A 26,376-nucleotide genomic window follows, 5' to 3' on the forward strand; every position below is an offset into this window, starting at 1 on the left:
GCCCAGTTTGTCGATCTCTCGCTCTCGATTTCTCGGACACGCTATTCTCTAATCGGGCTGTGGGATCCGTTGATGTCCCACTCGTGAATACAGAAGGGTCGTCCCTCATTCCCCGTGATCTTCCAGTTATGGTCTGATTCGTCCCACGAGTCCTCGCGTCCGCACGCCACGCACTGTCGTCGGTTGGGTCGGTTGAGTTCAGCCATCATACCCGAGAAACGACGTGCAGGCACTTAAACAGACGGCAACAGGGCATTTTACCGCGGGCGTCGAACGTCCCATCGATGCTCCGAAGACGAACCTTCCTCGTCGGCGTCGCTGAGGGAGGCGTGGCCCTGTCGGGGTGCACAGGCGTTCGCCACGATGGGAGCGACCGGACGACGCGAACGGAATCGAGGACGAACACCATGACGGAATTCAAAACGACCGCGTTCGAGGACGGCGGCCGCGTGCCGACCGAGTTCACCTGTAGCGGGAAGGACCGCTCGCCACCGCTCGAAATCTCGTCGGTCCCGAACGACACGGAATCGCTCGCCATCATCATCGACGACCCCGACGCACCGAGCAGAACCTTCACCCACTGGTTGCTGTGGAACCTCCCGCCGAACACCCACCGGATCGGGGGCGGCGTTCCGGGAGCGAAGACGGTCGATTCGCTCGGTGGGGCACGACAGGGGACGAACGGATTCGGCGAAATCGGCTATCGCGGTCCCTGCCCGCCGAAGGGCGACGGCCCGCACACCTACCGATTCACGCTGTACCTGCTCGACGAGAAACTCGGACTCGACGCGGGTGCGAAACGCGACGCCCTATTGAACGCGATGGACGGGAAACGACAGGGTAGCACCCGATTCACGGCGAAGTTCGGTCGGGGATAGCGAACTGATTTCGTCCCACGGCGACGACGACCGGTAATGAACGATTTCGACGTACGCCCCGAGAACGAAATCGAGACCGATGAAATCAGCGACGTCGTCGCCGCCGCGTTCGGTCGCCGCGACGAGGCGGACATCGTCGCGGCACTCCGGGAGTCGTCCGCATTTCGTCCTGCGTTGTCGCTCGTCGCCCACCGTGACGACGAAATCGTCGGTCACGTCATGTTCACGGACGCCACGCTCGACGACGACGAAGAACGAGGGGCGCTCGTGCTCGCGCCGCTCGCCGTCGCGCCCGACCACCAGCGTTCGGGCGTCGGGAGCCGACTCGTTCGAGTCGGCCTCGACGCCGCCCGGACGGCGGGTGACGACCTCGTCTTTCTCCACGGCGATCCAAACTACTACGGACGGTTCGGATTCACGGCGGCAATTGCCGCCGGGTTCGAGAATCCGATCGACTTGTCCGACGAAGCGTTTCAGGTGTTCGACCTGACGGGAGATGGGTCGGATGAAACCTCGGGAACGCTCACCTATCCGTCTCCGCTTCGGGAGTGAAATTTCATTTCTCTTCTCGCTTCCCCGTTCCCGGTTTCCGGTTCCCCATTCCCGATTTTCGGCCGCCAGTCGATACAGCGAAGTTACCGGGGAAACGATTTCACATTCCATGATAAAGATGGTCGATTTGCTGGTCCGCAAGGACGGCATGAGCCACGAGGAGTTCGAGGAGTACTGGCTGGACGAACACTCCGAACTGGCGAAGGAACTCCCCAACGTCAAGAAGTACGTTACCTCCGTCTCGAAGGACCCCGAGAAGGCGGGCTACGACGGCGTCCTCGAACTCTACTTCGACTCGACGGCGGACATGAAGGCCGCGTTCGACTCCGAGAAGGGGGAGGAGGTCATGGCCGACGCCGCGGAGTTCATCGACATGGAACAGGGTCCGACGCTCATCCTCGACGAGACGGTGCAGTTGGACGAACTAAACTAGTCGAACCGACGTAGTTCGGGAAAAGGAACACCCTTTTTCGTGTGGTACCGAACCTATGGAGATAGTCAGCCGTCAATCGTTCTCGTGGCGCGACGTGCCTGCCCTGCTCGTGAGCATCGTCGTCTGTGAACTGGCGGGAATCGTTCCGTCGATCCTGACCGCAACCTCGGTGGCGACGTGGTACACGACGCTTCAAAAACCCGGCTTCACGCCGCCGAGTTGGGTGTTCGGGCCGGTGTGGACGACGCTGTATTTCTTGATGGGAATCGCGCTCTATCTCGTCTGGCGACGGGGTGACAACCGATTCGCGCTGGGTATTTTCGCCGTTCAACTCGTCCTGAACGCGAGTTGGACGCTCGTCTTCTTCGGCATGCAGTGGCCAGCGGGCGGGTTGGCCGTCATCCTCGCCCTGCTCGTCGCCATCGTCGCGACGATGGTCGCGTTCGCTCGCATCGACCGGCGGGCGGCCGCACTGCTCGTCCCCTACCTCTGTTGGGTCAGCTTTGCCACCCTGTTGAACTACGAACTCTGGCGGCTGAACTGAGCGAGTAGGGAGAAAACCGGGAACGCCGGGGTTAAAAGTTCTCGGCCGCAAGGGAGGTATAATGAGCGAACAGAGCGGGTACAGCGAGGGAGACCTCCGAAACACCGGGATGGCTCTCAAACACGACCGGGAATGGGATTACGAACTCGAACGCATCATCGAAGCGGTCGACGAGCGCGACGCCGAAAAAGTTGGGCTGCAGTTCCCCGAGGGACTCAAACGCCGCGGCCCGCAGGTGGCCGACGACCTCCGCGAACTGCTCCCCGACGACGTGACGATTCTTCTCTCGGGGCAACCCTGTTACGGAGCCTGTGACCTGGACACCTACCTGATGAAGCGCACCGACGTGTTCGTCCACTTCGGTCACTCGCCGATGAAGAACACGGACAAGGTCATCTACGTCCCGCTGTTCTCGAACGTGGACGTCTTCCCCATCATGGAGGAGTCGCTGGAGGAACTCGAAGTCGGCGACATCGGCCTCGTCACGACCGCTCAGCACATGAACCACTTCGAGCGGATGCGCGAATGGCTCGAAGAGCGCGGCTTCGACGTGCACACCCGGCGCGGAGACGACCGACTCACCCACGAGGGACAGGTTCTCGGCTGCAACTACGCCTCAGCGGACATCGACGCCGACCAAGTGCTGTACGTCGGCGGCGGGAAGTTCCACCCGCTCGGACTGGCGATGGAGCACCCCGACAAGACGGTCGTCATCGCCGACCCCGTGAACAACGTCGTCACCGTGGCGGACACGGAAAAATTCCTCAAACAGCGCTACGGCGCGGTCCACCGCGCGATGGACGCCGAGAAGTGGGGCGTCATCTTCTGCACGAAAATCGGACAGGGTCGCTGGGACGTCGCACAGGACATCCTCGACGAGAACGAGAACGCCTACCTCATCACGATGGACGAGGTGACGCCCGACCGACTGAGAAACTTCGACATGGACGCCTTCGTCAACACCGGATGCCCGCGCATCACGACCGACGACGGCCCGCGGTTCCACAAGCCCATGCTCACGCCCGGCGAGTACGAAATCGCCGTCGGCAACGAACCATTGGATTCCCTCGAATTCGACACCTTCCACGGCACGTGGTAGGAAAATATTTGTAGCGCTTCTCTCTCATTCTCCCTTCTTGCCGTAACCGAATGACCCGTCCAGTGGTGTTTCTCTCTTCGCGTGGAGAGACCCATCAAATCGAAATCAGTCGAAGTCGGCCCCAGTTCGCTCCTTCGTCGCTCACGAGAACCGCGAGAGAGCGAAGCTCTGACTGGTTCTCGTTCGTTCCTTCGTCACTCACGAGAACTCCCCAACAACCGCAGGCATACACCCGTCGCCGGGTTCGTGATACGAGAAGTGGTCGGGGACGTAATCGACGTTGTGATCCTCGTAGTTCCCCGGCGGCGTCCCTTCACAGCCAGATTCTCCGACGGCGGAGTCGAACTCGGCTGTCGAGTACGCCCACGTGAGCACTTGATCGTCGGATTTCCAGAAGTTGTCGAACTCGCCGACGACGTTGGCGATTGCGGGACCGTACTCGCCATCGACGGCGACCGATTCGTTGTCGGCGGCACCGCCGAGCAGGGTCGCCGACTCGACGTAGTCGCTGTAGCCGAGCGAGTCGAGCGCCCCGATGGTCGCCGGAACGACCCGCCCGCCGAGCGAGTGGCCGATGAGGCGGACGCGAGCGCCGGTTCGGGCGCGGTAGTCGGTGATGAAGTTGGCGAGTTTCGCGCCGTTTCGCTCCGCGATGTCCGTCGCGGGCCACCACTGGTCGATGCGGGTGTCCGAGTCGTAACTGAACCCGATGACCGGATGGGTGTAGCCGTTGTTCCGGAGTGAGGTTTTGACCGTCTCGAAGTGGTCGGGTGCTTCGTCCGGCGCGACCAACCACCCGTGAACCGAGATGACGACTTCCTCCGGGTTCGCGCTCCCGTAGCCCGGTATGTCCCCGACGGTGCTGTAATCCCATTTCGTGTGCCCGTCGGTCAACTCCTCTTCGTACAGCCAATCGATGTCGAAATGACCGCGTGTCGTCGCGCGGGGGAAATCCGCGGGTCCGGTGATGTCCCCGTCGTCGCCTTCGAACCCGGCGGCGGTTCCGGTGACGCCGACCAGTCCGACCGCCGCCGCGGCCGTCCCTTTCAGCATGGTCCGACGGGTTATCTCGGTCGTTTCGGTCGCCTCTGAGTTTCTGTCGGTGTCTCGCGGCATGAATTCATAGAGCCCATTCCAGATATTAAATCTGTTGCAAAATTCGTTAGGGTTTCTGTTCGCGAGATCGAATACATCCATCCGCGCGATCTCACGCGTCCTTACGTTCGATTCGATACGTTCGTCCCTCGTATTCGATGACCCGCGACTCCGACACGGAAATCGCCGTTCGGTTCACGTCGAGGTTGACCCGGCGAACGCCCGTTTGACCAACCGAGATTACTACTAGACATACACAAACCTTTTTGTATTCCCAGTAGGTATTGTGTGGTAACCATGAGCGTAACTCGTCCATCCACGATCGAAACCGCGATCGAAGGCTGCCGACCCACCGACAAGACCCCAGTGACCCTCGATGCGGCCGCGCTACCGGCCTCGCGCGACGACCTGCGCGACCTGCAGACGGAACTCGCCGCGAACGATTTCGTCCCGGCCGGAGTGACGGTGCAAGCCTGCTTCGACGCCGACTGCTCCTTCGCCACGCAGGACGAGGCCGACCGGATTCGGGAGTACATCCGGACCGCCGCGTTCATCGGCGCGGGTATCGTCACAGTCGAATTCGATACCGTCGAAGACGAGTCGAAAGTCCGCCCGTCCCTCGCCGCGCTGAAGGAGCGTGCCCGCCGTGAAGGCGTCACGCTCGAACTGGACGGCCCGCTGACGCTGAACGCCTGATCCGATCTAAAACCTGTCTCTTACGTCGTCCCGCCGCGTCCACCCGATCATGGGAAAACGCGCGCTGGAACGACGTCTCTCTGCCGTCTCCACGTTCGACCAGCCACGCGTCGAGTTGGAGCAGTATCCGACACCCGCGGACCTCGCGGCCCACCTCGTCCATCTCGCGGACGTTCACCACGATATCGCGGGGAACATCGTCCTCGACCTCGGAACCGGAACCGGAATGCTCGCCATCGGCGCGGCGACTCGTTCGCCAGCGCGCGTCGTCGGTCTCGACTGTGATTCGGCCGCGTTGGCACAAGCGCGGGAGAACGAGCGTCGGGTCGAACCGTCCGCTTCTATCGACTGGCTACTGGGCGATGCGACCCGTGTACCGCTCTGCACAGTCGATTCGGACTCCCCCGTCACCGTCCTGATGAACCCGCCGTTCGGGGCACAGGAAGGCAACGAACACGCCGACCGGGCATTTCTCGAAGCGACCGCAGACATCGCGGACGTCTCCTATTCGATTCACAACGAGGGAAGTATGGGGTTCGTCGAATCCTTCGCCGACGACGCCGACGCCGAAGTGACACACGCGTTTCGCGCGGAACTGCCGCTCTCGCGGCAGTTCGAGTTCCAGCGCCGGGAGCGGACGGTTCTCGACGCCGAGGTTTTCAGAATCGAGTGGCGTTAGCCGCCGTACTGTTCTTTTTTGGCGACTTCGATACGCGAATCGTTGACGGCGGCGATGATATGGTTGTTCTTCTTCCGGGTGAACCTGATACCGTCGATGGTCACCGTCGAGTTTTTCCCCGGCATCGGCGCTGTGCCGACGGTGGACTTGTTCTTCGACAATCGCAGGACGAACCGTCCCTTTCGTGGGACGATCGACACGTTGTTCCCGGCGAGGACGGGACTCGCCGTCACCGAGTCGGACGAGAAGACGTGCTTCCACCGCCCCTTCGACGACCGAATCCACACCTGATACGCCGCACCGCCGCCGGTGACGGTCCACCCGGTGCGTCGCACCTTCACCGTTTTCGCCCACCCGACGCCGCCGACCCTGACCGTTGCTCCGCCAGCGTACGCGAGTTGCCCCTTCGACACCTCACGGGACCATATCTCCCGATCCGGGTTGATGACGATGACGCCGCTGGTGTTCACGTCGGTCGTCTCGCCGCCGACCGATACGTCGATGACGGACACCTTGCGGTTCGGCACGTTCTCGGCGTACGTCACGGTGTAATCCCCGACCGTCACACCCGTATCGAGGGCGTCCGCCCTGTTCCGATGGACCGTCGTGAGGTTCAACGGGGCGGCGACACCGGCCATGATGATGATCGGTATCAATAGCAGTACCGTTCCGACCTGTCGCGCGCTCGGCGAGAACGTCCGTTGGTCCGTCGTGCGGACCGCGACCGCGAGCAGCGTCGCCAGCGTGAGGACGAACAGGACGCCCAGCGCGCGAAAGAGGACGAACGTCTCCATGCCGCGATACCACCAGAGCGCCCACAGCGACGACGAGACGAGGACGACGAACCCACCCGCCCACACCCGAAGCGCGCTCGGTCGAACGCCGCGCGACCGGAGGAGATAGACGCCCGCGACCGCGCCGAGGAAGAAACCCATCGTGTGACCCTGGATGGCGATGCCGTACCACCACGGCCGGGAGAAACTCGTCGTCGCGTGTGCGATCGTTTGCGGGTCGTGAAACGCGGAGTAGAGGGTCGAAACGACGGTCTGCACCGAGAGTGCGATGACTGTTCCGAGCGGATAGCGAACCAGCGCGAATCCGACGAACGCGAAGAAAACGCCGGAGAAGCCGATGACGGGACCCCACGAGAAGATGCTGGTGAGGAGTCCGATGGCGACGACGCCGAGCGGGAACAGGACGAACGCCCGGACCCACGGGTTCGTCCGCCACGAGGAGAACGACGTTTCGCCGTCGTTCGGCGGATAGTGGCCGAAGTAGTACTCGGCCAGCGGCGCGACGGCCAGCGTGCTCGTCATGTTACCGAGCAGGTGGCTCGGCCCGACGTGTGAAAACGGTCCCGTCAGCATTCCGAGCGGGTAGAGATACGACCACGACGCGAACGCGACGGTTACGGGATTGTACCAGTGGTTCCAGCCGTCCTGTACGAACAGATACACCGCGATGACCCCCGAAACGCTGACGACCGTCCCCCACGGGATTCCGAAGAGAAACCGTTTCCGGAGCGTTCTCCCCCACCGTCCGCGCGGACGGTCCAATCCCCAGACGACGACCATGGAAACCAACAGGCCGAGCAACAGGCCGAGTTGCATCGGCCACCCAGCGAACGGCGACACCATGTTCGGACCGTGTAACCGCGATACCATAAAACGAACACGTCCGCGGTCGCCGCGACTACCGACCGGTCGCGTCCGCGGAAAACGTTAGGTCGGTTCGTGAGAACATCGAGGTATGACAACGACGCCGACGGAGGGCGAGACGAGGTCTTTCTCGCGGACGTTCACGAACGAAGAGGTCGCCGCGTTCGCCGACCTCTCGGGCGACCGGGGACAACATCACGTCGAAGGGGAGACGCCGATGGTTCACGGCCTGCTGACGGCGACGCTACCCACGAAAATCGGCGGCGACATGGACTTCATCGCGCGGGAGATGACGTTCCAGTTTCGACGGCCGGTGTACGTCGGCGAGGAAATCACCTGCGAGACGACGGTCGAAGATATCGTTTCGAGTCCGGAGCGTCACGAGATGGTCGTCTCGTTCGCCTGTGTGAACGAGGACGACGAGGTCGTCCTCGCGGGCGACATCGACGGCGTGATATTCAGGAATTAGAAGTCCGGCAAGTCGTCGGGCGCTTCGAACTCCGCTTCCCAGTCCACGTAGTTCTCCGCGAGGACGTCACAGACGACCTGTCCGAGTTCGGTCAGCGATGCGTTGATAGACGAGACGGCGTTCCACGAGTCGATGTCCGGGTGGATGTCCCTGACCTTCCAGTCCTCGGGGATGCCCGGCGCGTGGTAGCCAACGCGGTTCGCGAAGTCGTCCCAGAAGAAGTCGAACTCCGAAAAGAGGTCCAACTCCAGCGCGGTTTCGAACTCGCGTTCCTCCAGGTCAGTGTGTTCGGCCCACTGGTCGAACGATTCCTCCCACGCACCCTCGCGGAGGAAGTCTTCCAGTTCGTCGCGGTGGTAGTCCCGCTCGCCCGCGACCGACACGTCATCGTACTCCTGAACGTCCATCTCGGCCTGAAGCGTCGGCGGATCAGGGGCAGGTACGTCGAGTCCCATGAATCCGGATAGAACGGGTGCTCGGATAAGCGTTCCTTCAGGGACGGCACGGTAGGTATGGATTTCGACCGCGACGAATCGCCGGAAATCGAAGTTACGTCCCCGAAAACAGCCGTTACACGCGTGGACGGTCTGGGAGATTTATCCACGTTCCTGCCGACGAACGATCCGGAATGAGGGACACGACACGCACACTCGGAGTCACGCTCGTCGCAGCGCTACTCGCTGTCAGTGCCGGGTTCGCCGGTATCGGGGCGATGGCCAGCGGCGGCGGTACGACGACGAGCCAAACGACGATGGGGAATGGAACGACGTACGCGACACCGACAACCAATACGACGACTGCGATGGGCGGGACGGCCACTGCGGCACCGACGTCCACGACGACGGCGAACGAGACGATGACGACTGCCGCGAACCAAACCACGAGTCGGACGACGGCGAACCAAACGACCGCCACGAGTCGAACGACGACGTCGAACGGAACGGGGAACGCACAGGTTCGCGTCGCGCACATGTCGCCGGACGCACCGCCGGTCGATGTCCTCGTGGACAACGAGACGGCCGTCTCCAACCTGTCCTACGGGAACGTCTCGGACTACACGAGTCTCCCGGCAGGCGAGCACAACGTGACGATCACCGCCGCGGGCGACCCGAGCACCGTCGTTTCCTCGGACAACGTGACGTTCGACGCGGGCACGAACTACACCGTCGCGGCGACCGGGTTGCTCTCGGGAAGCGGTGATAACGCGTTCGAGCCGGTCGTGTACGAGGACAACTTCACCGCGCCCGGACAGGGGAACGCCTCCGTCCGCCTCGTCCACGAAGCCATCGGAGCGGGACCGGTGGACGTGACCGTCAAAGGGACCAACACCACGTTGTTCGACAACGTGTCGTTCCGCAACGCGACGGCGTACAAGGAAGTCCCGGCAGGTAACTACACGCTGGAGGTCCGTCCCGCGACCGCGAACGACGACGGAACGGTGCTCAAGACGTTCAACGTCACGCTGAACGAGAGTACCGCCTACTCCGCGTTCGCGGCGGGATACGTCGACCACGACCTCGTCCCGCAGGGGACGCCGGACAGGCCGTTCGACCTCATCCTCGTCACCGACTTTACGGCAGCGGGGAACGTGACGACCACGCCGACGACGGCTACAGCGACGACGACCGCAACGACCACAACAGCCACAACAGCCACATCCACGACGCCACAAACGACGAGTTCGACAGGCACGATGACGACCACGCCGGAAACCACGTCGATGAACACGACGAGTACGACACCGCCTACGAACACGACGACCGCCTCGACGACCACCTCGCAAACGACGACGATGGCGGAGAACACGACCACCACGACCACTACCACGACCACCAGCAAGTAGACCATCCGCCGTTTTTTCGGATTCGTGGGCGTCACACTCGTGGATAAGAATAAATGCGTTGAGTAAGATACTTGATAGATTAGCGGACGTCGAGCTATCGGATACGGCCCGTACGCTGTCGCGGCGGGTATCGCACTGACTGCCGCGCTCGTAACCGGGGTGTTCGACTTCGTTCCCGTCTCGGGACGATTCGTGCATTCGGTCGCATCGGTTCTCCCGCTTTCCGAACCGATCCTATCGCTGTCGTTGTTCGTCGGGCTTCCGCTACTGCTCGCGTTTTTGATCGTCATTCGAGCCGCGTACGTCACCACGCCCGTCAACGTGGTGCTCGCACTGTTCGCCGTCCCCTGTTTGCTCGTCTGCCTGTGGGCGTTCTACTCGGCCGTTTTCACCAGTTCTGGCGTCTATTTCGGAGGTCTCTTCGCCATGGTTGCGGGGACGTCGCTGGCCATCGTCGTACTCGCCGACGGACTCCTCTCACGCGTCGGTGCGTTCCGCTCGGCTCGTCGGCGAACCCAGTTCCCCGACTGAGTCGCCCGTTTCGTTCTCCAGGTTCCGATCACGGCGCTCGACCGAAACCACGCCTCAGTCGATTCGTTCGACGAGTCTTTGGAGTTGTTCGATACGCTCCTCGCGGGCGGTGTCACGAAGCGCCTGCTGGTTTTCGTCGGGGCATTCGAGTTCGGGGACGGGCGTCGGCTTGCCGTCGTCGTCCAGCGCGACGAAGGTGAAATACGACGTCGTCGTTTCGCGGTTGATCCCCTTGCGCGGGTCCTCCGCGTGCACGTCCACCTTCACGTCGATGCTCGTCCGGCCGGTATCGAAGACGAACGCCTCCACGACGGCGACCTCGCCGCGGTCGATGGGCGAGATGAAATCCACGTGGTCCATCGACGCCGTGACACACTGGTTCCCGCAGAATCGCATCGCCGAGATCGCGCCACAGATGTCCATCCAGTGGAGCACCGCTCCCCCGAGTGCCCGGTCGAGGTTGTTGGTATCGTTCGGCAGGAGCAGTTCGGTCATCTCGGTGTACGAATCCATCAACGTCGCCGTGTCTGCCATACGCCCACTTCTCGGGCGTCGTACTTAGTTCGTCCCAGTTTTGCGCGCCAGAGTTATGCGCGTCGCCGACCGCTAGTACCCCAATGAGCCGGGAGCGGACGAAGCCGGAATCGAAACTGTTGGCGACCGAAAAAGTCGTGTCAGCCATCGGCGATGGGATCTATCAACTCGACCCCGACGGTCGCTTCGTCGCGGTCAACGACGCAGTCACCGAAACGACCGGTTACGACCGCGAGGAACTGCTCGGGGAACACGTCTCACTTCTCGTGGACGATGCCGACGTGCGACGCCTCGAAGACGAAATCGCGGATCTGCTGTCGAGCGACCCGGATGGAGTTCGAACGACCGAGTTGTTGCTTCAGGGAGCGAGCGGGGAGGAAGTCCAGTGTGAAATCCGTTTTTCCGTGGTGCTGTCCGATGGGGAGTTCCTCGGCACGGTCGGCGTCACCCGCGACACCTCGTGGAAAAAGCGACGGGACGCCGCGCTGAAGGCACAGCGCGACGAACTGACACAACTCCGCCACATCAACGCCGTCGTTCGAAGCATCGACCGCGCCGTCGTCCGCGCGGACACGGTCGAAGGGATCGAACAAGCCGTGTGTGACCGCATCGCGGCCGCCGAACCGTATCGGTTTGCGCTCATTTCCCGTTTCGACCCCGAACTCGAAACCCTCACGCCCGAAGTATGGGCGGGTATCGACGGGGAGTACGCCGAGAACCTTCGAGAGACCGACTTCATCGATTCCGACAGTGAAGCCGTGGAAGCGACCAGAACGCGCTCGGTGCAGGTCGTACGAGACGCCACGACGGAAGTGCACGACTGGGAGGGTCCCGTTTCGGACACCGGTCGTTGGTCGATGGCGTTCGTTCCGCTGGTCCACGACCGGACCGTTTACGGCGTCCTCGGCGTGTACTCCGACCGCCCGTTCGCGTTCGAGGGTCCGGAGCGTGACGTGTTGGAAGAACTCGGTGAGATGGTCGGCTACGCGCTCTCGGCGGTCAAAACCCGGTTGGCGCTCGTGGGCGACCGAACCATCGAACTGACGTTCCAGTTCTCGGACGACGAATACCTCTTCACCGTTATTTCGGAGGAGTTGGACTGTGTCGCTCGGTTCGAGGACGCGATATTGCATCCCGACGGAGCCATGCTGTTGTACGCCTCGATAGAGGGAGCCGATCCCGAGCGTGTCCTCGACTTCTGTCGGGAGTTCGGCGTCACGCATCTTCGAGGGATCAGCGAGCGGGAGGACGAATGCCTGCTGGAGATACGCTACGACGAGCCGATGGCATTTTCAGTGCTGACGAACCACGGCGGTATCATCCGGTCGGCAACTGCGGAGGACGGGGTCGCACGCGTTACCGTCGACATGCCGGAGACGGGCAACGTCCGCGAAGTCGTCAAAGCCATGACTAGTGTGTTCGAGGATTCCGAACTCATCTCCCGACAGACGATCGAACAGCCGACGGAAACGCGCGCCCGGTTCCGCGACACGCTCGAAGACCGACTCACCGAGCGTCAACGAACGGTCCTCACGACGGCGTATCGAGCCGGGTACTACGACTGGCCACGCGGGAGCACCGGGGAGGAACTCGCAGAATCGCTCGACATCGCTCCGCCCACCTTACACAAACACCTCAGACTCGCCGAGCGAAAGGTACTCTCGGGAATCTTCGACGAGCGGGATCGGGACTAATCGTTTAGCCTTCCCACTCAATGCCGTTCGGTGGTTGATCTCTGGTATGACAATCGATACTCTGCCGAGGAAAAACGACGGTGTACGATTGGACGAGACGTCCCCTTCCTCTCTCGACACGCTCTTCAAGGTGTTCTCGGAACCGACTCGGCGCGAAGCGGTCGTTCTCCTGCGACGTGAAGACGACCCTCTTTCCGTGATGGACCTCGCCGACCGCCTCGACGGCGATGCCGACCACATACACATCGCACTCGTTCACGTTCATCTCCCGTTGCTGGATCGTGTCGGAATCGTCGACTGGGACCAAGTGAGGGAGTCAGTCGAATTCGCGGACTTCCCCGACGAGTACAACGAACTGTTGAACGTCGTCGAACGAGATGTCCAGCAGTAATCTCAATATCAGACCCCTTTTAAAAACTCAACTATTGAACGCATAATCGCATGCGAGTCGATATAATATGTCCATGAGTGAATCAATCCGTGTTGAAAGGAACATCCGATCCAGTCGCGTCGGCCCAGTACTCGTGGGGTGGCGAAATGACACTCGTTCAGACTATCGTCGAGACGATGTCGTCGGTGAGTGGTCGATCACCTGAAGAGCTACCACCGCTTCACCACGTCGTTGATGTCGATGCCCTCGAATCCGTCTTCGGTCCCCGTGGTAACGGCCAGCTTCGGTCCGTCACAGGTGAAATCTCGTTTATGTACGAGGAGTACGAAGTCGTGGTCGAGAGCCAGGGCCGCGTCCTCGTCCACGTCGCCGATTAGTTCGATTCGCCGCCGAGCGCGTAGAAAAATTGCCTTGTCATCGATACTGGTAAAAATAGCGAGAGAGTACGGAGAGTGATGACCGACCAGCGCCCGCCGTCATCCGGAGGCGGCGAGGGAAACATACGAGTAGTCGGAACGGCCCACGTCTCTGAAAAAAGCGTCGAACGAGTCGAAGAAGCCATCGAGGTGGATCAACCGGAGATAGTCGCCGTCGAACTCGACGAGGGGCGATACCGGCAGATGCAGGGCGAGGTCGCGGAGGACCTCGACCCATCGGATTTACTCCACGGAAACACCGTCTTTCAGTTTTTGGCGTACTGGATGCTGTCCTACGTGCAGGCGCGGATGGGTGAGGAGTTCGACATCCAACCCGGTGCGGACATGAAGGCCGCTATCGAGGCCGCGGAACGGCACGGTAGCGGCGTTGCACTCGTGGACCGCGACATTCAGATGACGATTCAGCGCTTCTGGGCGCGGATGAGCGTCCGCGAAAAGCTACGAATGGTGGGCAGTCTCGCCCTCGGCGTGACCGACCCGCTCACTATTGGCCTCGTCGGTGGTGCCGTCTTCGGCGTCTTCTTCGCCATGATCTTCGGCGTCTTCCTCTCGCCGCTTCTCGGGTTGAACGGAGCACTGACCTTCGGCGCGGGAACCGGCGCATTCCAACTCGTCGGTGGCCTCGCGGGTGGCGCGTTCGCCGGACTAGTGCTCGGAAGTCTCGCGCTCTCCATGGGGATGACGCGACGAATCGACCTCGCGCTCGGCGGCGGATTGGTGCTCGGAATCGTCGCCGGTGCGGCGGCGGGCGTCGGCGCGATCAGTCTCGTCGGTGCGGGCACGCTCGCCGGAATCGGCGCGGTCGTGCTCCGAATCCTGACGTCGCTCGTCATCGGCGTCGGTATCGGCATGGTCCTCGGGATGCTTGGCGGGTTCTTCCTCGGAAGCGCCCCCGTCGAAGAGGAGGAACTCGACGAGGAGTTCGATATCGAGGATCTGACCGACGGCGACGTGATCACGGCGATGATGGAGGAGTTCCGTCGGTTCTCACCCGGTGGCGCGGAAGCCCTCATCGACGAGCGTGACGCGTTCATCGCACACAAACTCGTCACGCTTCGGGAGGCGGGCCACGACGTCATCGCCGTCGTCGGCGCGGGTCACCGCGCCGGGATTCAGGGATATCTGGACAACCCGAGTACCCTTCCACCGATGGAGTCACTGGTCGGCACCGAGAAAGGCAATCGATTCTCGCTGTTCAAACTGCTCGGCTACTTCATCACGGTCGCGTTCTTCGCCTTCTTCATCCTGCTGGCGATGGCGGGCGTGCGACACACGTTCCTCATCGAGGTGTTCGCGGCGTGGTTCCTGTTCAACGGCATCTTCGCCTTCGGACTGGCGAAACTCGCCGGTGCACACTGGGTCAGCGCACTCGTCGGCGGCGCGATTGCGTGGTTGACCAGCATCAACCCGCTCCTCGCGCCCGGTTGGTTCTCGGGCTACATGGAGCTGAAATACACGCAAGTCAACATCGCCGACATCGCCACACTCAACGAGATCATGAGCGACGAGGAGTTGCCCCTCGGGGACATCATGAACCAGATGCTCGAGGTACCGCTGTTCCGACTCATCGCCATCGTGGCGATGACGAACATCGGGAGTATGATCGCGACGTTCCTCTTCCCGTTCGTCGTCCTGCCGTTCCTCGGGCCGCAAGTCGGTGGCGTCGCAGAAATCACGCGACTGATGGTCCAGGGCGCGCACAACAGCGCCGACATCATCTGGGGTGTGCTGTCGTGAGCGGCGGTGTGAACAGTACCGGCGGGGGCGTCCGGTTCAGCCCGATAGAAATCCGCGACCTGCTGGTCGCGTGGGTTGCGCTCGGCGTCGCGTTCACGCTGTTTCTCGACCCCGAATTCGGGCAGTCGCTGTTGCGTCCCGGCGTGTCCTTTTCGACGTCGGTGTTCGTGAAGGCGTTCGGCGTCTCGCTGCTCACCGCGGGGGTCGGGTTCCTGCTCCACGAGTTGGCACACAAGGTGGTGGCGATTCGATTCGGTCAGTTGGCCGAGTTCCGCGCCGACTACCGAATGTTGGCGTTCGCCATCGTCGGCGCGCTCGCAGGCTTCCTGTTCGCCGCACCCGGCGCGGTGTACCACACCGGCGGGGTCACGGAGCGCGAAAACGGCCTCATCGCGCTGGCCGGACCGATGACGAACATCGTCCTCGGCGTGTGTTTCTTCCCGCTCATCTTCGTCGGGCCGGACATCGTCACGCGCATCGGCTACCGCGGCGCACAGATCAACTTCATCCTCGCGGGCTTCAACATGCTCCCGTGGGGACCGTTGGACGGAAATCAGGTGAAGCGGTGGAGTACGGTCGTCTTCATCGCGGCGCTGATTCCGAGCGTGTTGCTGGCGCTGTTCGGCTTGTTCGTGATGTGACGCGGTTCGTTATGACGGGATGGGCTTGGCGGGTTTGCAATTAGCGAGAATACGACCTTGAACCCCCCCACACACTCACAACGACGTGACTATTCTGGTTTTGCGACCGCAGCGACTACGAAGAAGGCCCAGAAAGCCCCCGCCCGCTCGCAGGGGCTTTCCGGGCGGTCTGTTTTCCAGTAGTTGCCGTAGAAGTAGTTGCAATGTTTTCTCGTAGCGAACGAGCAGGAACGTTCGAAGCGGTGTACCTCTCAGCAACTGCACTCACAAATTATCTGAACACCGCTGTTCGTAGCGACTGGACAGGGGCTTTCGGGATCTGCTTCTCAGTAACTGTACTCACAAAATCATCAAATCCATCTCAAAATGACTAGCTTCATCGAAACCGTCCGTGTGAGCGAACCCGCGAACAGCAAACCTTTACTCACCCGGGACACGCGTTCCACCATGAGCGAGGACGAGGAACTCACCTATTCTGACGCGGGGGTAGACATCGACGCGAGCGAGGCGGCGACGGCGGCCCTCGTCGGCGCGGTTTCGGACATCGACAACACGACCGACTACGCTGGACTGCTCGACATCGGCGACCAGTATCTCGCGCTGGCGACCGACGGCGTCGGGACGAAACTGCTCGTCGCGGAGGCGCTGGGCGACTACTCCACGGTCGGCATCGACTGCATCGCCATGAACGCGAACGACCTCGTGGCCAGCGGCGTCGAACCCGTCGCGTTCGTGGACTACCTCGCCGTGGACGAACCCACGGAGGAGTTCTCCGAACAGGTCGGCAAAGGACTCGCGGCGGGTGCCGAAGAGGCGGGCGTCGCCCTCGTCGGCGGCGAAACCGCCGTCATGCCCGAGGTCATCTCCGGCCTCGATTTGGCGGGTGCCTGTGCCGGACTCGCGCCGAAGGACGCCATCTTCCCCGGCGAGGCCGAGGTCGGCGACGTCGTCGTCGGCTTCGAATCCGACGGCATCCACTCGAACGGCCTGACCTTGGCCCGCAAAGCCGCGACGAAGAATCACGACTACGACGACGAATTCCCGGACGGCGAGGGTACCGTCGGCGAACAGCTTCTCACCCCGACGCGGCTATACACCTACCTGCTTCCCGCACTCCGCGAACGTGACGTGCACGCCGCCGCTCACGTCACCGGCGGCGGATGGACGAACCTCCTGCGGATGGGCGAGCACGAGTACGAAATCACCGATCCGTTCCCGGTCCAGCCGGTTTTCGACTTCGTACAGGAGGAGGGCAACGTCTCCGACGAGGAGATGCACCGCACCTTCAACATGGGAACCGGCTTCGTCGTCGCGCTTCCCGAGGACGACGCCGAATCGCTGGTCGAGGAGACGGACGGCCGGATCATCGGCACCGTCGAAGAGGGCGAGAGCGTCGAGATTCGTGGCCTGAGCCTGAACTGACGTCCGGACGGGTTTCGTTCTGAGGGGATTCGGTCGGGGCAAACTTGCAGGTGGGAGAACCGAAACCAGCTGAATCGCTGCCAAGTCGTATCCTCACGGCGTGAAACTGCTACGTCTCCGAAGCGGTATTACCAGAATATTTATTTAATTTGGGTGTGGGTTTTTGTCATGCCCAACCTGACCCGTCGCGCTCTGCTCGGTTCCGCCGGTATGTTCGCTATTTCGGGGTGTGTGATGGGGTCAGGGGTACAATCGTTCGATTCGGATCACACTATTTGGCTCGAAAACAGGTACGACGAGGAGCGGACGATTCACGTCTGGATCGTCCGGAAGGCAGCCGACGAAACCGTCTTCTCGACCACTCGACAGATCGGGCCGGGGGACACGGCCGCGCTGTACAATCTCGAACAGGCAGAGACGACGAACGTAGAGACGTTCCGCGTCTGTGCCCAAATCCTCGATACCAGTTCGAGCGACACAGGGTACGAACAGTGTACGACGGCCAAGACGAACGCGTGCTACGGGAACGTCGATATACAGGTACAGAAGGACGGGTCGGTCGGAATCACCTACGCCATCTGTTGATTCCGCCGCTCATTGCACTCTCACAACTCCTTCACGTACACGTACCCCGACGTGTCGATGCGCTCGTCGTAGAACTTCTCGTCGCGGCGGTAGCCTGCCGACTCGTAGAACTCGATGGCACGCTCGTTTTCGGCCATGACGCCGAGTTGGATTCGCTCGCCGCCGCACTCCGCGACCATCCGCTCGGCGTGTGAAAGCAGTCGGCCGCCGATTCCCTCGCGCCATCTTCCCGGGAGCACGTAGATGCGCCCCAGATCGAACGTCGCGGAATCGCCGTCGGTTGGACTTGCGCCGACGAACCCGACGACGTCTGCCTCCGTTTTCTCGTCCCCCGTTTTCCCGTCGTCCGCTGCAACGCCGAGGATGGAATCGTCGTCCTCGACCAACGAGCGGAACGTCGCGGCGTCGTAGTAGCGTTCGAGGAACTCGTCGGTCGTCTCGGTCCCGATTATCGGGGCGTGTGCCGAATGCCACGCCTGCTCCGCGACGTGCTGAATTCCGTCGGTGTCCTCCCGCGTCGCCGGACGGACGTCGATGCCCATGCGAAAACGTCAGCGAGACCGATGAAAAAACTGTCGCGGAGTCGGAGTCTCAGTTCGTGCGAAGCCGTCGTTCAACGTGAACGAAGCCGTCGTCGGTCCTCCGAGCGAATCGTCTCGTAGGCGGCGAGGACGACGAGCAGCGCGGTGAGCAGGCCGAGACCGACGAAGGAGGGTACCACCATCATCACCGGAATCAACAGCACCGCGACGATTGCCACGATGGCCCGCGCGACGCTGATAGTGCCGTGGTCGCGGAACCGGTACGCGTTGTGACCACAGAGATAGAGCGTTCCGCCGCCACAGAGCGCGACGGCGGGGATGGCGGAGAGCGGTTGGTTCAGGTGTGCCAGCGTCTGTTCGATGCCGAGCGCGACGAAGATGATGCCGCCCATCATCATGAGGTGGATGTAGCTGTATGAATCGCGCGCCAGTATCGCCCGCTCGCGGTCGGACGCCCGGGCGAATCGCCGTTCGGCGGCGAGCGTGATGTAATCGAAGTAGAGCCACCACAGCGTCGCGATGAGCACGAACCCGAAGAGGACGGCGAGCAGGAGTCGCCGGGTGATCGTCAACCCGGCCATGCCGACGCCGATGGCGACGATGGATTCGCCGAGCGCGATGATGATGATGAGTCGATGGCGTTCGACGAAGTGACTCGCTTGGACGTGAAACCCTTCGACGCCCCGAAATCGTGCGATTCCATAATCGGTGACGATTGCGGTCGTCCACAGCGCCGCCTGTAGCGTCGTCCCGACGAACCCGGAGACGATGAGCAGGACGGGCGCTCCCAAAAATCCCGGTGCGAGTCGGAGTATCGCCTTCCGGGTCTCCGGCGGCGTCGTCAGTCCGTAGAGGACGACGTGCAACGCGCGAACGACGAAGTACGCGACGGCGAAAAATACCGCGTCCGTGCCGAACGCACGCGGAATCGTCAGCGCGACGACGAGCATGGCCGCCATCGCCAACAGGATGACCAACCGCTCGGGGAGGATCTCCTCGGCCGGGATGGCGTTCGTCAACCACGAATAGCCGACCCACGCCCACCAGACCACGGCGAGTAGGGCGATTCCGCGAACGACGCCCGGCCACGACAGGTGATTCGTCAGAAAGCCCGTGATTTGCGTGACGGCGAACACGAACACCAAATCGAAGAACAACTCCAGTGGCGTGACGTCCCCGTCGTGCTGTACCTCGTCCACGGACTCGACATCACTCGTGCTCATCGTTGACATACTTTTTTTCGTCCCGAACGAGAACCTGCGGGGGCATAATTGCGATGGGAGAAGTGGCAGTTTCGAACTATCGAACCGCGCGACGGACCGTCACGACTAGCTCGCGCAAGACTGGAAAGCCGTCGTACGCCCAGAGCAGCAACGTGCACGCCGAAATCGCTCCGACGAGGACGAAGTACGACGTGAAGTCGTGATGGACGAGGTGGGCCCGATACTCGGCGAGGAGTTGCCCGACCGTCCCGGTGAACCCCGCGTCGTGGTCGGGTGGGAGCACGACTACAGGCCAGAGCATGTGTTCGATACCGTACCGGATTCCCTCGTTCATGTGTTCGAGCGCGTCACCGACGTTGTGCGAGAGGAACCCGATACCGAACGCGAGTCCCAGTCGGGGACGGGTCGTTCGCCGCGCGAGCGCGTGAGCGACGGCGATCACGAGGATGCTGGTGAACAGCGAGTGACCGAACGCATACCCGTTTTGAAAGACGCCGTACTGCCAACTCAACGGCTTGTCGATGAGGTCGGGGACGACCGAGGCGACAGCGGCGACGACGATCGCGGTACCGCCCGGTGGTTCGTGATGACGAACGTGAACGAACGCGGAATAACAGAGATAGGCGAAAATCGCGGATTCCCACGGCCACATGGTTCGCCGTACGTCCGCTTCGAAGATACGTCTATGGTGAGAAACGGTATCGCTCGACACGACCGAAAAAGCGACTGCGACCGGAAGACACCCCAATTCGCGTTAGGACAGTCGAGCCGCGATATCGGCTTCGGTGACGATGCCGATGGTTTCGCCCTCTTCGGTCACCATGACTGCTTTGTAGTGGTCGAGGAGGTTGCTGATTTCGTTGAGCGTGGCCGACTTCGAGACGGTCGGGAAGCTTTCGTCCATGAACTCACGGACGGCCTCGTCGCGGGCGTCCTCGTTGACGTGGACGAGGCTGCTTTCGCTGATCGAACCGACCGGAACGCCCTCCTTGATGACGGGGAGTTGGGAGTAGCCAGCATCCTGCATCTTCTGTACTGCCTCGCTCACCGTGTCGGACGGGCCGACGTTGACGACGGATTTGTGGAGCAGGTCGTTCGCACGAACGATGTCGCCCTCGGATTCCTCCAAAGCGTTGACGATTCGTCGGAGCGTCGAGAGTCGCGGGTCCACGTCGTCGCCCTCGATCCGGGCGATGAGCGGTTGTGAGACACCGGCCCGCTTTGCGAGTTCACTCTGCGTGAGTCCCAAATCGGTTCGGTGTTCCCGAAGATCTTGGGGTGTCGGGAGTTCCATGCCTAGAAATTACCAATGGTTATGGTATAAATCGTTCGGACCGTTTATTCGTCGCCGAAGTCGATATCCTCGTCCTCGCCGAATTCGATGGTTTCGACCACCGACAGCGGGACGTCGCGGAGCGCGCCGCCGACTTCGCTCTTCGCGATTCGCTGGGCGTGTTCCTCGCCTTCGGCGTTGAACACTTTCATTTCGAGGACGAGACCGACGAGCGAGGTGTGGGCCGCGATGAACGCCGAATCGAACGGTTCGCCGCAGGCAGGACACCCCGTCGCGCCGACTTCGACTTCGACGTAGTCCATGTTCTTCTGATTTAGCCGCTTTCCTGCTTCGCTGACGGCGACGCCGATGGCGTCGTCGATGTCGTTGACATCGCGTACCAACCAAGCCGCCTCCATCGCAACGAGGTAATTGCTCATACTCGAACCAAACACCGGAGGGTTTCGTGTCTTTTGGTTTGGCGGTCGGAACCGGGCAGTTCGATGACCAATCGTTTCACAGGTCCCGCCACATCTCGACGCACGCGAGTTCGACGCCACCGAACACCTCGTGTTCGACCGTCTCGATCCGTTCGTACCCGTTCGCCTCGTAGAAGTCGGCCGCGTTCAGCGACGCGTGCAGGGAGAGCGAATCCAACCCCACGTTTCGCGCCACGGATTCGAGATGCGAGAGCAGCGACGACCCGAGACCGTTCCGCGCGTACTCCGGGTGGACGTACACCGCCGAGAGAACGCCGGTATCGAGTTCGAGACGACCGAACCCGGCAACCTCACCGTCCTCCTCCGCGACGATAACGTACTTCGATTCGTCACGGATCGACTCCAGATACGGTGCCACTCCGAGCGGTTGGGCGGCCCACGCGTCCACCTGTTCGTCGTGGTAGCCCTCCGGTCCGAAGGCCCGAATGGACGCCTTCCGGAGGTCGAGAATCGATTTCGCGTCGGCCTCCGTCGCGGAGCGAATCGAAAGCATAGAACAGGTGACAACGGATGGGACCCTAACAGTTCGGATGCAGGCGATAGCCTACTATTCGGAAGCGGGATACGGTCGGTCTCGAATCTCCATCCATCGTCCCCTCGTTCGACTACGACAGGCCGACGATGGCGTAGATGAACAGGAAGCCGAAGTACAGCAGGACGAGCACGCCGAGCGCCTTGAGACGGAAGTGTTTGAGTTCCTCCGTCTCCTCCTCGTAGGTGTCGTAGAACTCCTCGACTTCGCCCTCGGTGAGTTCGTCCCCGTGTTGCAACCCGCGGTGGAGCACCAGATACTCCTCTCTCCGAAACGGGCAACCACAGTAGGCACACTCGTAGGCCGATTCGCCGGACGGAACGTGGTAGTCTGTCGCTATCGTCATGGTCATGGTGGTGTGATCGTCGGTTGCGAAACGACCCACATGCTCGTCATCGTGTACAGGATCATCACGGCGACGAGCGGGTACTGGCTCCGTATCGCCTGCATCCTGCTCGGAAACACCTCGTACGCCGTGGCGTGGGCCACCCACACCGCGAGCAGGTGGCCGATCAGGATGAACGCCATGTTGACCGCACTCCACCACGGCGGAAGGACGATGATGATCGGTTGGGGCGGGTTGATCGGGTTCGACAACATTCCCAAGAGGGTGGGAGAGAGCGAGAGGAAGTAACCCACGTAGTGGGCGAGGTGATACCCGACGGCTATCGGCAGGAGCGACGGCGCGAACTTCCGGGTGATCGCCGAGGTGGTGAGGTAGGTGTCCGCCGTGTTATGGGCCAATCGCGCGGCCAGTCGATACGCGCCGAGGAAGAGCAGGAACCCACCGAGCAGCGCCGCGAGATAGGTGACGTGTCGTGGCACTCCGGCACCGGTCACCGCGCCTTCGATGTCCGCCCAGAGCGGCGTCGAAACGAACCCGTCGTAGGTCGTCACCCACAGGATAGAAATGATGAACGCGACTTCGTCGATCCCCGTCACGTACTTCGTCTCGGTCAACCGCGCACCCGGTAGTTGGAACTCGAACCCTGACTCGGTTCGGCGGAACGGGGCGACCCGCCCGTAGTAGCGAAAGACGCGGGCCACGGGATCGACAGTGCTGAACCACCTTTCGGTGTTAAATACGACGGTTCCCGCGAGCGTGATGAGCGAGTACGCGACGATGATATCGGCCAACATCTTGGGTTCGCTGGCGAGGGGGCTGAGCACTTCGAGCCAGATGAGCGCGAGCAGTCCGACGACGCTCGGCCACGCGCCCAATCGCTCGGGGTAGTGAACGTCGAGGGAGGGGAGGAGGTTTCCGATGGTTCGCCACGGGTTCAGCGCGGGCCACGTGTTGCCGAAGATGTACACCGTCGTGGTGTACGCGGCCCACCACCCGACCCAGACGAAGATGATGGCGATGTTTTCGCGCGACGTGGGCGGACCGTACCATCCGGCGGCGATGATTCCGAGCAGAACGAGGACGCCGATGGCTTTCGTCGCGTGAATGACCGTGTCTGCCGACCACGACGTGAATCGTTGCCAGTCGTGAATCTCACGGATGAAGCTTCTGTCGGTGATGAAACTGGCGAGGAGGAACGACGCGCTCACCACGCCGCCGCTCGTGAGGATGAACAACCAGAGGGGGACGGACAGGGATTTCGATGAACCCTCGATACTCGCCCCGTGTGCCAGCGCGTGACCGGAGAGGGCAATGAAGAGCCACAGCGCGGCGACCGCGCGAGTCGTGTACCGAATCGGTGTTCGGCGATGCATCGATTGAACTAGAGTGCGTCGGTCGATAATAGTTTCCGAAAGCGGACCGCAGGCGTCAAAGAAATGAAAAACGTGTGAGATTCAAACGTGTGAGATACGAACCCGTTCGAATCGCTCCCGAACTCAGTGGTTCGGTTCTTCCGTCGGCGCTTCCATCCCCTCGATCTTCAGGATGAGGATGTTCCGGGTGTCGTCCTTGCCGTCGACGCGTCCCTCCACGACGAGCTTCGAGAGCGGCGTCGGGCCGACCTTCACCGCGTCGCCTTCGTGGAAATCACGGACGGAGCCACGGAGGTGGATCTCCGCGCGGCAGAGTTCGGGGTGGTGCACGCTCGTGAGGTCGATCTCCTCGATGTTGCTCTGCTCGACTTCCTCGCCGTTGTGGGTAAGTGGCACCTCGGCGGCGGAGTCGAGTTCTTGCGTGTCGAGTGCCTCGAAGGCCGTCGCGGTCGGCTTGTAGCCGCCCTTCGGGCCGGGAACACCTTCGACGAGTTGGAGCGCTTTCAGACTCTGCATCTGATTGCGAATCGTTCCTGGGTTGCGGTCGACTTCTTCGGCGATGTCCTCGCCCTTGACCGCATCTTCTGTCTCACGGTGGAGATTTACGAGTGCCGTCAGTATCGTCTCCTGACTAGGCGTCAACTCAATACTAGACATTAGAGGAAACTTGGTAATTGATTTCCTTAAATCCGCCGAATATGCCGGGAGAATCGCTGTCTGTTATCTGTCGAAACTCCAGGTATAAATACCAATCCATCCGCCCGAAATGTTGCCTTTGAAACCCCCCCACCTCGTCCATTCTAGTATGACGAAACCCGTCCAAATCATCGGGGCACCGGTCGACTACGGCGCGAACCGACGTGGCGTGGACATGGGGCCGTCCGCGATTCGCTACGCCGGACTGGCCGAGGAACTCGCCGACGCTGGCGTGACCGCCATCGACACCGGCGACCTGAGCGTCCCGCGCGCGGAGGAGCGCGATCCGGAAACGCACGAGCCGAACGAAGGAAAGGCCAAATTCCTCCGCGAGACGGCGGACGCGTGCGAAGGCCTCGCCGACAGGGTGGCAGGCGCGATCGAAGACGACGCCTTCCCGCTCGTCCTCGGCGGCGACCACTCCATCGCCATGGGAACCCTCGGCGGGTCGGCCCGCGACGCCGAAATCGGTGCCATCTGGTTCGACGCGCACAGCGACTTCAACACCCCGAAGACCTCCCCGAGCGGGAACGTCCACGGCATGCCGCTCGCTGGCGCGCTCGCGGTGGACGACTTCGCGGACACTGACTGGGCGAACGCGCCCGGCCTGCGCGCCGAAAACGTCGTCCTCGTCGGGCTTCGAAGCGTGGACAACACCGAAGTCGATGCAATCCGCGAGAGCGGCGTCACGACCTTCACGATGTCCGACATCGACGAGCACGGAATCACCGAAATCGTGGAGGAAGCAATCGACATCGCCACCGACGGCGTGGACGGCATCCACGTCAGTTTCGACATGGACTGGCTCGACCCCAAGGAAGCCCCCGGCGTCGGGACGCCCGTTCGCGGCGGCGTCAGCTACCGTGAAGCCCATTCCGCCCTCGAAATCGTGGCGACGCGCAACAGGGAGGATGGTATCCTCCGCTCGCTCGAATTCGTGGAAGTGAACCCGATTCTCGACGAGCACAACGAAACCGCCGCGCTCTGCACCGAACTGGCGGCGAGCGCGCTCGGGAAGCGCATTCTCTAGAACCCACCTTTTTATTGCGAGGGTCGCTCCGCGACCCTCGATAAAAATCTGGACCAAAAGCAACGGAAGACGTTCCTGCTCGCTTACGCTGTGCGGGCATGCGACTTCCTGGCCTTCCTTCACTACGTTCAGGAAGACACTCCTCATCCTACTTCGGGGTCGTCGGCCCGGAAAATCGAAGATTTTCCGGTATCTCAAAATCGCGTCGCGATTTTGATGGCTCGAAAGACCGGAGGTCTTTCGGTGGAGTTGCTAGCGACTGGCGGATGTGTCACCGGCTGTTGTCGATGGATGTATTAATTTTACAACACAGTGGACTGTGTCGCTTGCTGATCTCGGGCGGTTGTGAAAATTCGAGTTACTGGCAGTCGTGCAGATTTCGTCGCTCCGGTAGTTGTATTGATTGACGGGCGCGACTCGAACGCTCGCGGCGGACGCGTCCGCCGCGAGCGAATGCCAAGAACTGGGTAAACTCCCGGGAATCTACGATTCTTCCAACATTTCGGCGATAAAACGCGCTAATTTATTATCCACCGGAAAAATCGGAAGTCATGCGAGAACGAGTGAATCGATTGGCCGACGAGCTAAAAACCGAACTCGGCGACGACCTTCACGGTGTGTTTTACGGCGATTTCGTCCACGCTGACTACTCGGTATCGTATCTTCACGAAGGAGTCCAAGAGAGTTTCACACCGGCGGAAATCCGAACGCTCGTGGACGTCGTCGTGGACGAACAGATCGTTCCCCACGACCACGACGAACTCACACACCTCCTCGGCGACCTCGATTTCACGATTCGCAGTTTCGAGAACTCGACCCACTTTCTGGTGTGGAACTCGATGGAGAACGAGGGCGTCTTCGTCGGGACGAGTTCCGACCCGACGTGTTTCACGCCGACCGTCGCCGCGCTTCACTCGCTGGTTCTGCACGACTGATCCCGAGT

At 61.6% G+C, this 26,376-nt stretch carries 33 protein-coding genes; 19 read left to right on the forward strand and 14 right to left on the reverse strand.

The genetic code is table 11. The features are described from left to right. Window positions 1-41: 41 nt before the first annotated feature. Complete coding sequence (locus NKF25_RS24445) at window positions 42-206, reverse strand: HEWD family protein (protein ID WP_342764502.1); 165 nt, start codon at window positions 204-206, stop codon at window positions 42-44. A 78-nt stretch (window positions 207-284) separates the two neighbouring features. Between NKF25_RS24445 and NKF25_RS08410 the strand changes: the two genes are divergently transcribed. From NKF25_RS08410 to dph2, 5 genes are all read left to right on the forward strand, one after another. After that, a complete protein-coding gene (locus NKF25_RS08410; RefSeq protein ID WP_253226233.1) occupies window positions 285-878 on the forward strand; it encodes a YbhB/YbcL family Raf kinase inhibitor-like protein in 594 nt (197 codons plus the stop codon). A 36-nt stretch (window positions 879-914) separates the two neighbouring features. Further along, entirely contained in the window at window positions 915-1,430 is a 516-nt protein-coding gene (locus NKF25_RS08415) for an N-acetyltransferase (protein WP_253226234.1), read from the forward strand. Between the two features lie 109 nt (window positions 1,431-1,539). Then, the gene (locus tag NKF25_RS08420) at window positions 1,540-1,863 is read left to right on the forward strand and encodes an EthD family reductase (RefSeq protein ID WP_253226235.1); all 324 of its coding nucleotides are present in this window, start codon (window positions 1,540-1,542) and stop codon (window positions 1,861-1,863) included. A 55-nt stretch (window positions 1,864-1,918) separates the two neighbouring features. Then, window positions 1,919-2,407 carry a TspO/MBR family protein gene (locus NKF25_RS08425; RefSeq protein ID WP_253226236.1) on the forward strand — a complete coding sequence of 163 codons (489 nt, stop codon included), beginning with the start codon at window positions 1,919-1,921 and terminating at the stop codon, window positions 2,405-2,407. 61 nt (window positions 2,408-2,468) lie between these two features. Beyond that, on the forward strand, window positions 2,469-3,506 hold the full coding sequence (dph2, locus tag NKF25_RS08430; protein ID WP_253226237.1) for a diphthamide biosynthesis enzyme Dph2: 1,038 nt from the start codon (window positions 2,469-2,471) through the stop codon (window positions 3,504-3,506). Between the two features lie 198 nt (window positions 3,507-3,704). Here dph2 and NKF25_RS08435 read toward each other — a convergent pair whose 3' ends face one another. Beyond that, complete coding sequence (locus NKF25_RS08435) at window positions 3,705-4,622, reverse strand: DUF726 domain-containing protein (RefSeq protein ID WP_253226238.1); 918 nt, start codon at window positions 4,620-4,622, stop codon at window positions 3,705-3,707. A gap of 276 nt (window positions 4,623-4,898) precedes the next feature. Between NKF25_RS08435 and NKF25_RS08440 the strand changes: the two genes are divergently transcribed. Continuing rightward, on the forward strand, window positions 4,899-5,297 hold the full coding sequence (locus tag NKF25_RS08440) for a hypothetical protein (RefSeq protein WP_253226239.1): 399 nt from the start codon (window positions 4,899-4,901) through the stop codon (window positions 5,295-5,297). Window positions 5,298-5,346: 49 nt separating this feature from the next. Beyond that, on the forward strand, window positions 5,347-5,976 hold the full coding sequence (locus tag NKF25_RS08445; protein WP_253226240.1) for an METTL5 family protein: 630 nt from the start codon (window positions 5,347-5,349) through the stop codon (window positions 5,974-5,976). On the opposite strand, the gene NKF25_RS08450 is transcribed toward NKF25_RS08445, so the two are convergent. Further along, window positions 5,973-7,640, reverse strand: a complete 1,668-nt coding sequence (locus tag NKF25_RS08450) for a rhomboid family intramembrane serine protease (RefSeq protein WP_253226241.1) — start codon at window positions 7,638-7,640, stop codon at window positions 5,973-5,975. The two genes, NKF25_RS08445 and NKF25_RS08450, sit on opposite strands and share 4 nt — an antisense overlap. A gap of 85 nt (window positions 7,641-7,725) precedes the next feature. On the opposite strand from NKF25_RS08450, the gene NKF25_RS08455 reads away from it, so the two are divergent. Continuing rightward, the gene (locus NKF25_RS08455; RefSeq protein ID WP_253226242.1) at window positions 7,726-8,103 is read left to right on the forward strand and encodes a MaoC family dehydratase N-terminal domain-containing protein; all 378 of its coding nucleotides are present in this window, start codon (window positions 7,726-7,728) and stop codon (window positions 8,101-8,103) included. Here the strand turns inward: NKF25_RS08455 and NKF25_RS08460 are convergent. After that, window positions 8,100-8,558, reverse strand: coding sequence for a hypothetical protein (locus tag NKF25_RS08460; RefSeq protein ID WP_253226243.1), 459 nt, complete (start codon window positions 8,556-8,558; stop codon window positions 8,100-8,102). The genes NKF25_RS08455 and NKF25_RS08460 overlap by 4 nt on opposite strands. A 173-nt stretch (window positions 8,559-8,731) precedes the next feature. On the opposite strand from NKF25_RS08460, the gene NKF25_RS08465 reads away from it, so the two are divergent. Both NKF25_RS08465 and NKF25_RS08470 read left to right on the forward strand, forming a co-directional pair. Continuing rightward, window positions 8,732-9,946, forward strand: coding sequence for a DUF4397 domain-containing protein (locus NKF25_RS08465; RefSeq protein WP_253226244.1), 1,215 nt, complete (start codon window positions 8,732-8,734; stop codon window positions 9,944-9,946). A 192-nt stretch (window positions 9,947-10,138) separates the two neighbouring features. Beyond that, window positions 10,139-10,477, forward strand: a complete 339-nt coding sequence (locus NKF25_RS08470; RefSeq protein WP_253226245.1) for a hypothetical protein — start codon at window positions 10,139-10,141, stop codon at window positions 10,475-10,477. A gap of 54 nt (window positions 10,478-10,531) precedes the next feature. On the opposite strand, the gene NKF25_RS08475 is transcribed toward NKF25_RS08470, so the two are convergent. After that, window positions 10,532-11,011: an acyl-CoA thioesterase gene (locus NKF25_RS08475; RefSeq protein WP_066146472.1), complete on the reverse strand. Its 480-nt coding sequence runs from the start codon at window positions 11,009-11,011 to the stop codon at window positions 10,532-10,534. Window positions 11,012-11,094: 83 nt separating this feature from the next. Between NKF25_RS08475 and NKF25_RS08480 the strand changes: the two genes are divergently transcribed. From NKF25_RS08480 to NKF25_RS08510, 7 genes are all read left to right on the forward strand, one after another. Beyond that, on the forward strand, window positions 11,095-12,705 hold the full coding sequence (locus NKF25_RS08480) for a bacterio-opsin activator domain-containing protein (protein ID WP_253226246.1): 1,611 nt from the start codon (window positions 11,095-11,097) through the stop codon (window positions 12,703-12,705). 46 nt (window positions 12,706-12,751) lie between these two features. Further along, window positions 12,752-13,096 carry an ArsR family transcriptional regulator gene (locus tag NKF25_RS08485; protein WP_253226247.1) on the forward strand — a complete coding sequence of 115 codons (345 nt, stop codon included), beginning with the start codon at window positions 12,752-12,754 and terminating at the stop codon, window positions 13,094-13,096. 146 nt (window positions 13,097-13,242) lie between these two features. Then, the gene (locus tag NKF25_RS08490; protein WP_253226248.1) at window positions 13,243-13,473 is read left to right on the forward strand and encodes a HalOD1 output domain-containing protein; all 231 of its coding nucleotides are present in this window, start codon (window positions 13,243-13,245) and stop codon (window positions 13,471-13,473) included. A gap of 78 nt (window positions 13,474-13,551) precedes the next feature. Next, window positions 13,552-15,270 (forward strand): TraB/GumN family protein, encoded by a 1,719-nt coding sequence (locus tag NKF25_RS08495; protein ID WP_253226249.1) that lies wholly within the window; start codon window positions 13,552-13,554, stop codon window positions 15,268-15,270. Continuing rightward, window positions 15,267-15,911 carry a metalloprotease gene (locus NKF25_RS08500; RefSeq protein WP_253226250.1) on the forward strand — a complete coding sequence of 215 codons (645 nt, stop codon included), beginning with the start codon at window positions 15,267-15,269 and terminating at the stop codon, window positions 15,909-15,911. The genes NKF25_RS08495 and NKF25_RS08500 overlap by 4 nt, the downstream gene beginning before the upstream one ends. Before the next feature lie 447 nt (window positions 15,912-16,358). After that, the gene (gene purM, locus NKF25_RS08505; protein WP_253226251.1) at window positions 16,359-17,333 is read left to right on the forward strand and encodes a phosphoribosylformylglycinamidine cyclo-ligase; all 975 of its coding nucleotides are present in this window, start codon (window positions 16,359-16,361) and stop codon (window positions 17,331-17,333) included. Window positions 17,334-17,501: 168 nt separating this feature from the next. After that, window positions 17,502-17,918: a hypothetical protein gene (locus tag NKF25_RS08510; protein WP_253226252.1), complete on the forward strand. Its 417-nt coding sequence runs from the start codon at window positions 17,502-17,504 to the stop codon at window positions 17,916-17,918. Between the two features lie 20 nt (window positions 17,919-17,938). Here the strand turns inward: NKF25_RS08510 and NKF25_RS08515 are convergent, their stop codons facing one another. The 9 genes from NKF25_RS08515 to NKF25_RS08555 all read right to left on the reverse strand — a co-directional run bounded on the left by NKF25_RS08515 (window position 17,939) and on the right by NKF25_RS08555 (window position 24,364). Then, window positions 17,939-18,460 carry an N-acetyltransferase gene (locus NKF25_RS08515; RefSeq protein WP_253226253.1) on the reverse strand — a complete coding sequence of 174 codons (522 nt, stop codon included), beginning with the start codon at window positions 18,458-18,460 and terminating at the stop codon, window positions 17,939-17,941. Between the two features lie 71 nt (window positions 18,461-18,531). Further along, complete coding sequence (locus tag NKF25_RS08520; protein WP_253226254.1) at window positions 18,532-19,692, reverse strand: low temperature requirement protein A; 1,161 nt, start codon at window positions 19,690-19,692, stop codon at window positions 18,532-18,534. Window positions 19,693-19,759: 67 nt separating this feature from the next. Then, on the reverse strand, window positions 19,760-20,335 hold the full coding sequence (locus NKF25_RS08525; protein ID WP_253226255.1) for a metal-dependent hydrolase: 576 nt from the start codon (window positions 20,333-20,335) through the stop codon (window positions 19,760-19,762). 102 nt (window positions 20,336-20,437) lie between these two features. Further along, complete coding sequence (locus NKF25_RS08530) at window positions 20,438-20,977, reverse strand: CBS domain-containing protein (RefSeq protein WP_253226256.1); 540 nt, start codon at window positions 20,975-20,977, stop codon at window positions 20,438-20,440. 44 nt (window positions 20,978-21,021) lie between these two features. Continuing rightward, on the reverse strand, window positions 21,022-21,396 hold the full coding sequence (locus tag NKF25_RS08535; protein WP_253226257.1) for a DUF555 domain-containing protein: 375 nt from the start codon (window positions 21,394-21,396) through the stop codon (window positions 21,022-21,024). A 76-nt stretch (window positions 21,397-21,472) separates the two neighbouring features. Next, the gene (locus NKF25_RS08540; RefSeq protein WP_253226258.1) at window positions 21,473-21,949 is read right to left on the reverse strand and encodes a GNAT family N-acetyltransferase; all 477 of its coding nucleotides are present in this window, start codon (window positions 21,947-21,949) and stop codon (window positions 21,473-21,475) included. A gap of 112 nt (window positions 21,950-22,061) precedes the next feature. Beyond that, complete coding sequence (locus NKF25_RS08545) at window positions 22,062-22,334, reverse strand: C2H2-type zinc finger protein (protein WP_253226402.1); 273 nt, start codon at window positions 22,332-22,334, stop codon at window positions 22,062-22,064. 2 nt (window positions 22,335-22,336) lie between these two features. Then, window positions 22,337-23,707, reverse strand: coding sequence for a hypothetical protein (locus NKF25_RS08550; protein WP_253226259.1), 1,371 nt, complete (start codon window positions 23,705-23,707; stop codon window positions 22,337-22,339). Window positions 23,708-23,830: 123 nt separating this feature from the next. Continuing rightward, the gene (locus NKF25_RS08555) at window positions 23,831-24,364 is read right to left on the reverse strand and encodes an Rrf2 family transcriptional regulator (protein ID WP_066146514.1); all 534 of its coding nucleotides are present in this window, start codon (window positions 24,362-24,364) and stop codon (window positions 23,831-23,833) included. Window positions 24,365-24,512: 148 nt separating this feature from the next. Between NKF25_RS08555 and rocF the strand changes: the two genes are divergently transcribed. Both rocF and NKF25_RS08565 read left to right on the forward strand, forming a co-directional pair. Further along, window positions 24,513-25,433 (forward strand): arginase, encoded by a 921-nt coding sequence (gene rocF, locus NKF25_RS08560; RefSeq protein ID WP_253226260.1) that lies wholly within the window; start codon window positions 24,513-24,515, stop codon window positions 25,431-25,433. Between the two features lie 551 nt (window positions 25,434-25,984). Further along, entirely contained in the window at window positions 25,985-26,368 is a 384-nt protein-coding gene (locus NKF25_RS08565) for a hypothetical protein (protein ID WP_253226261.1), read from the forward strand. Window positions 26,369-26,376 lie beyond the last annotated feature (8 nt).

Source organism: Haladaptatus sp. AB643 (assembly GCF_024136975.1).
GTDB lineage: Archaea > Halobacteriota > Halobacteria > Halobacteriales > Haladaptataceae > Haladaptatus.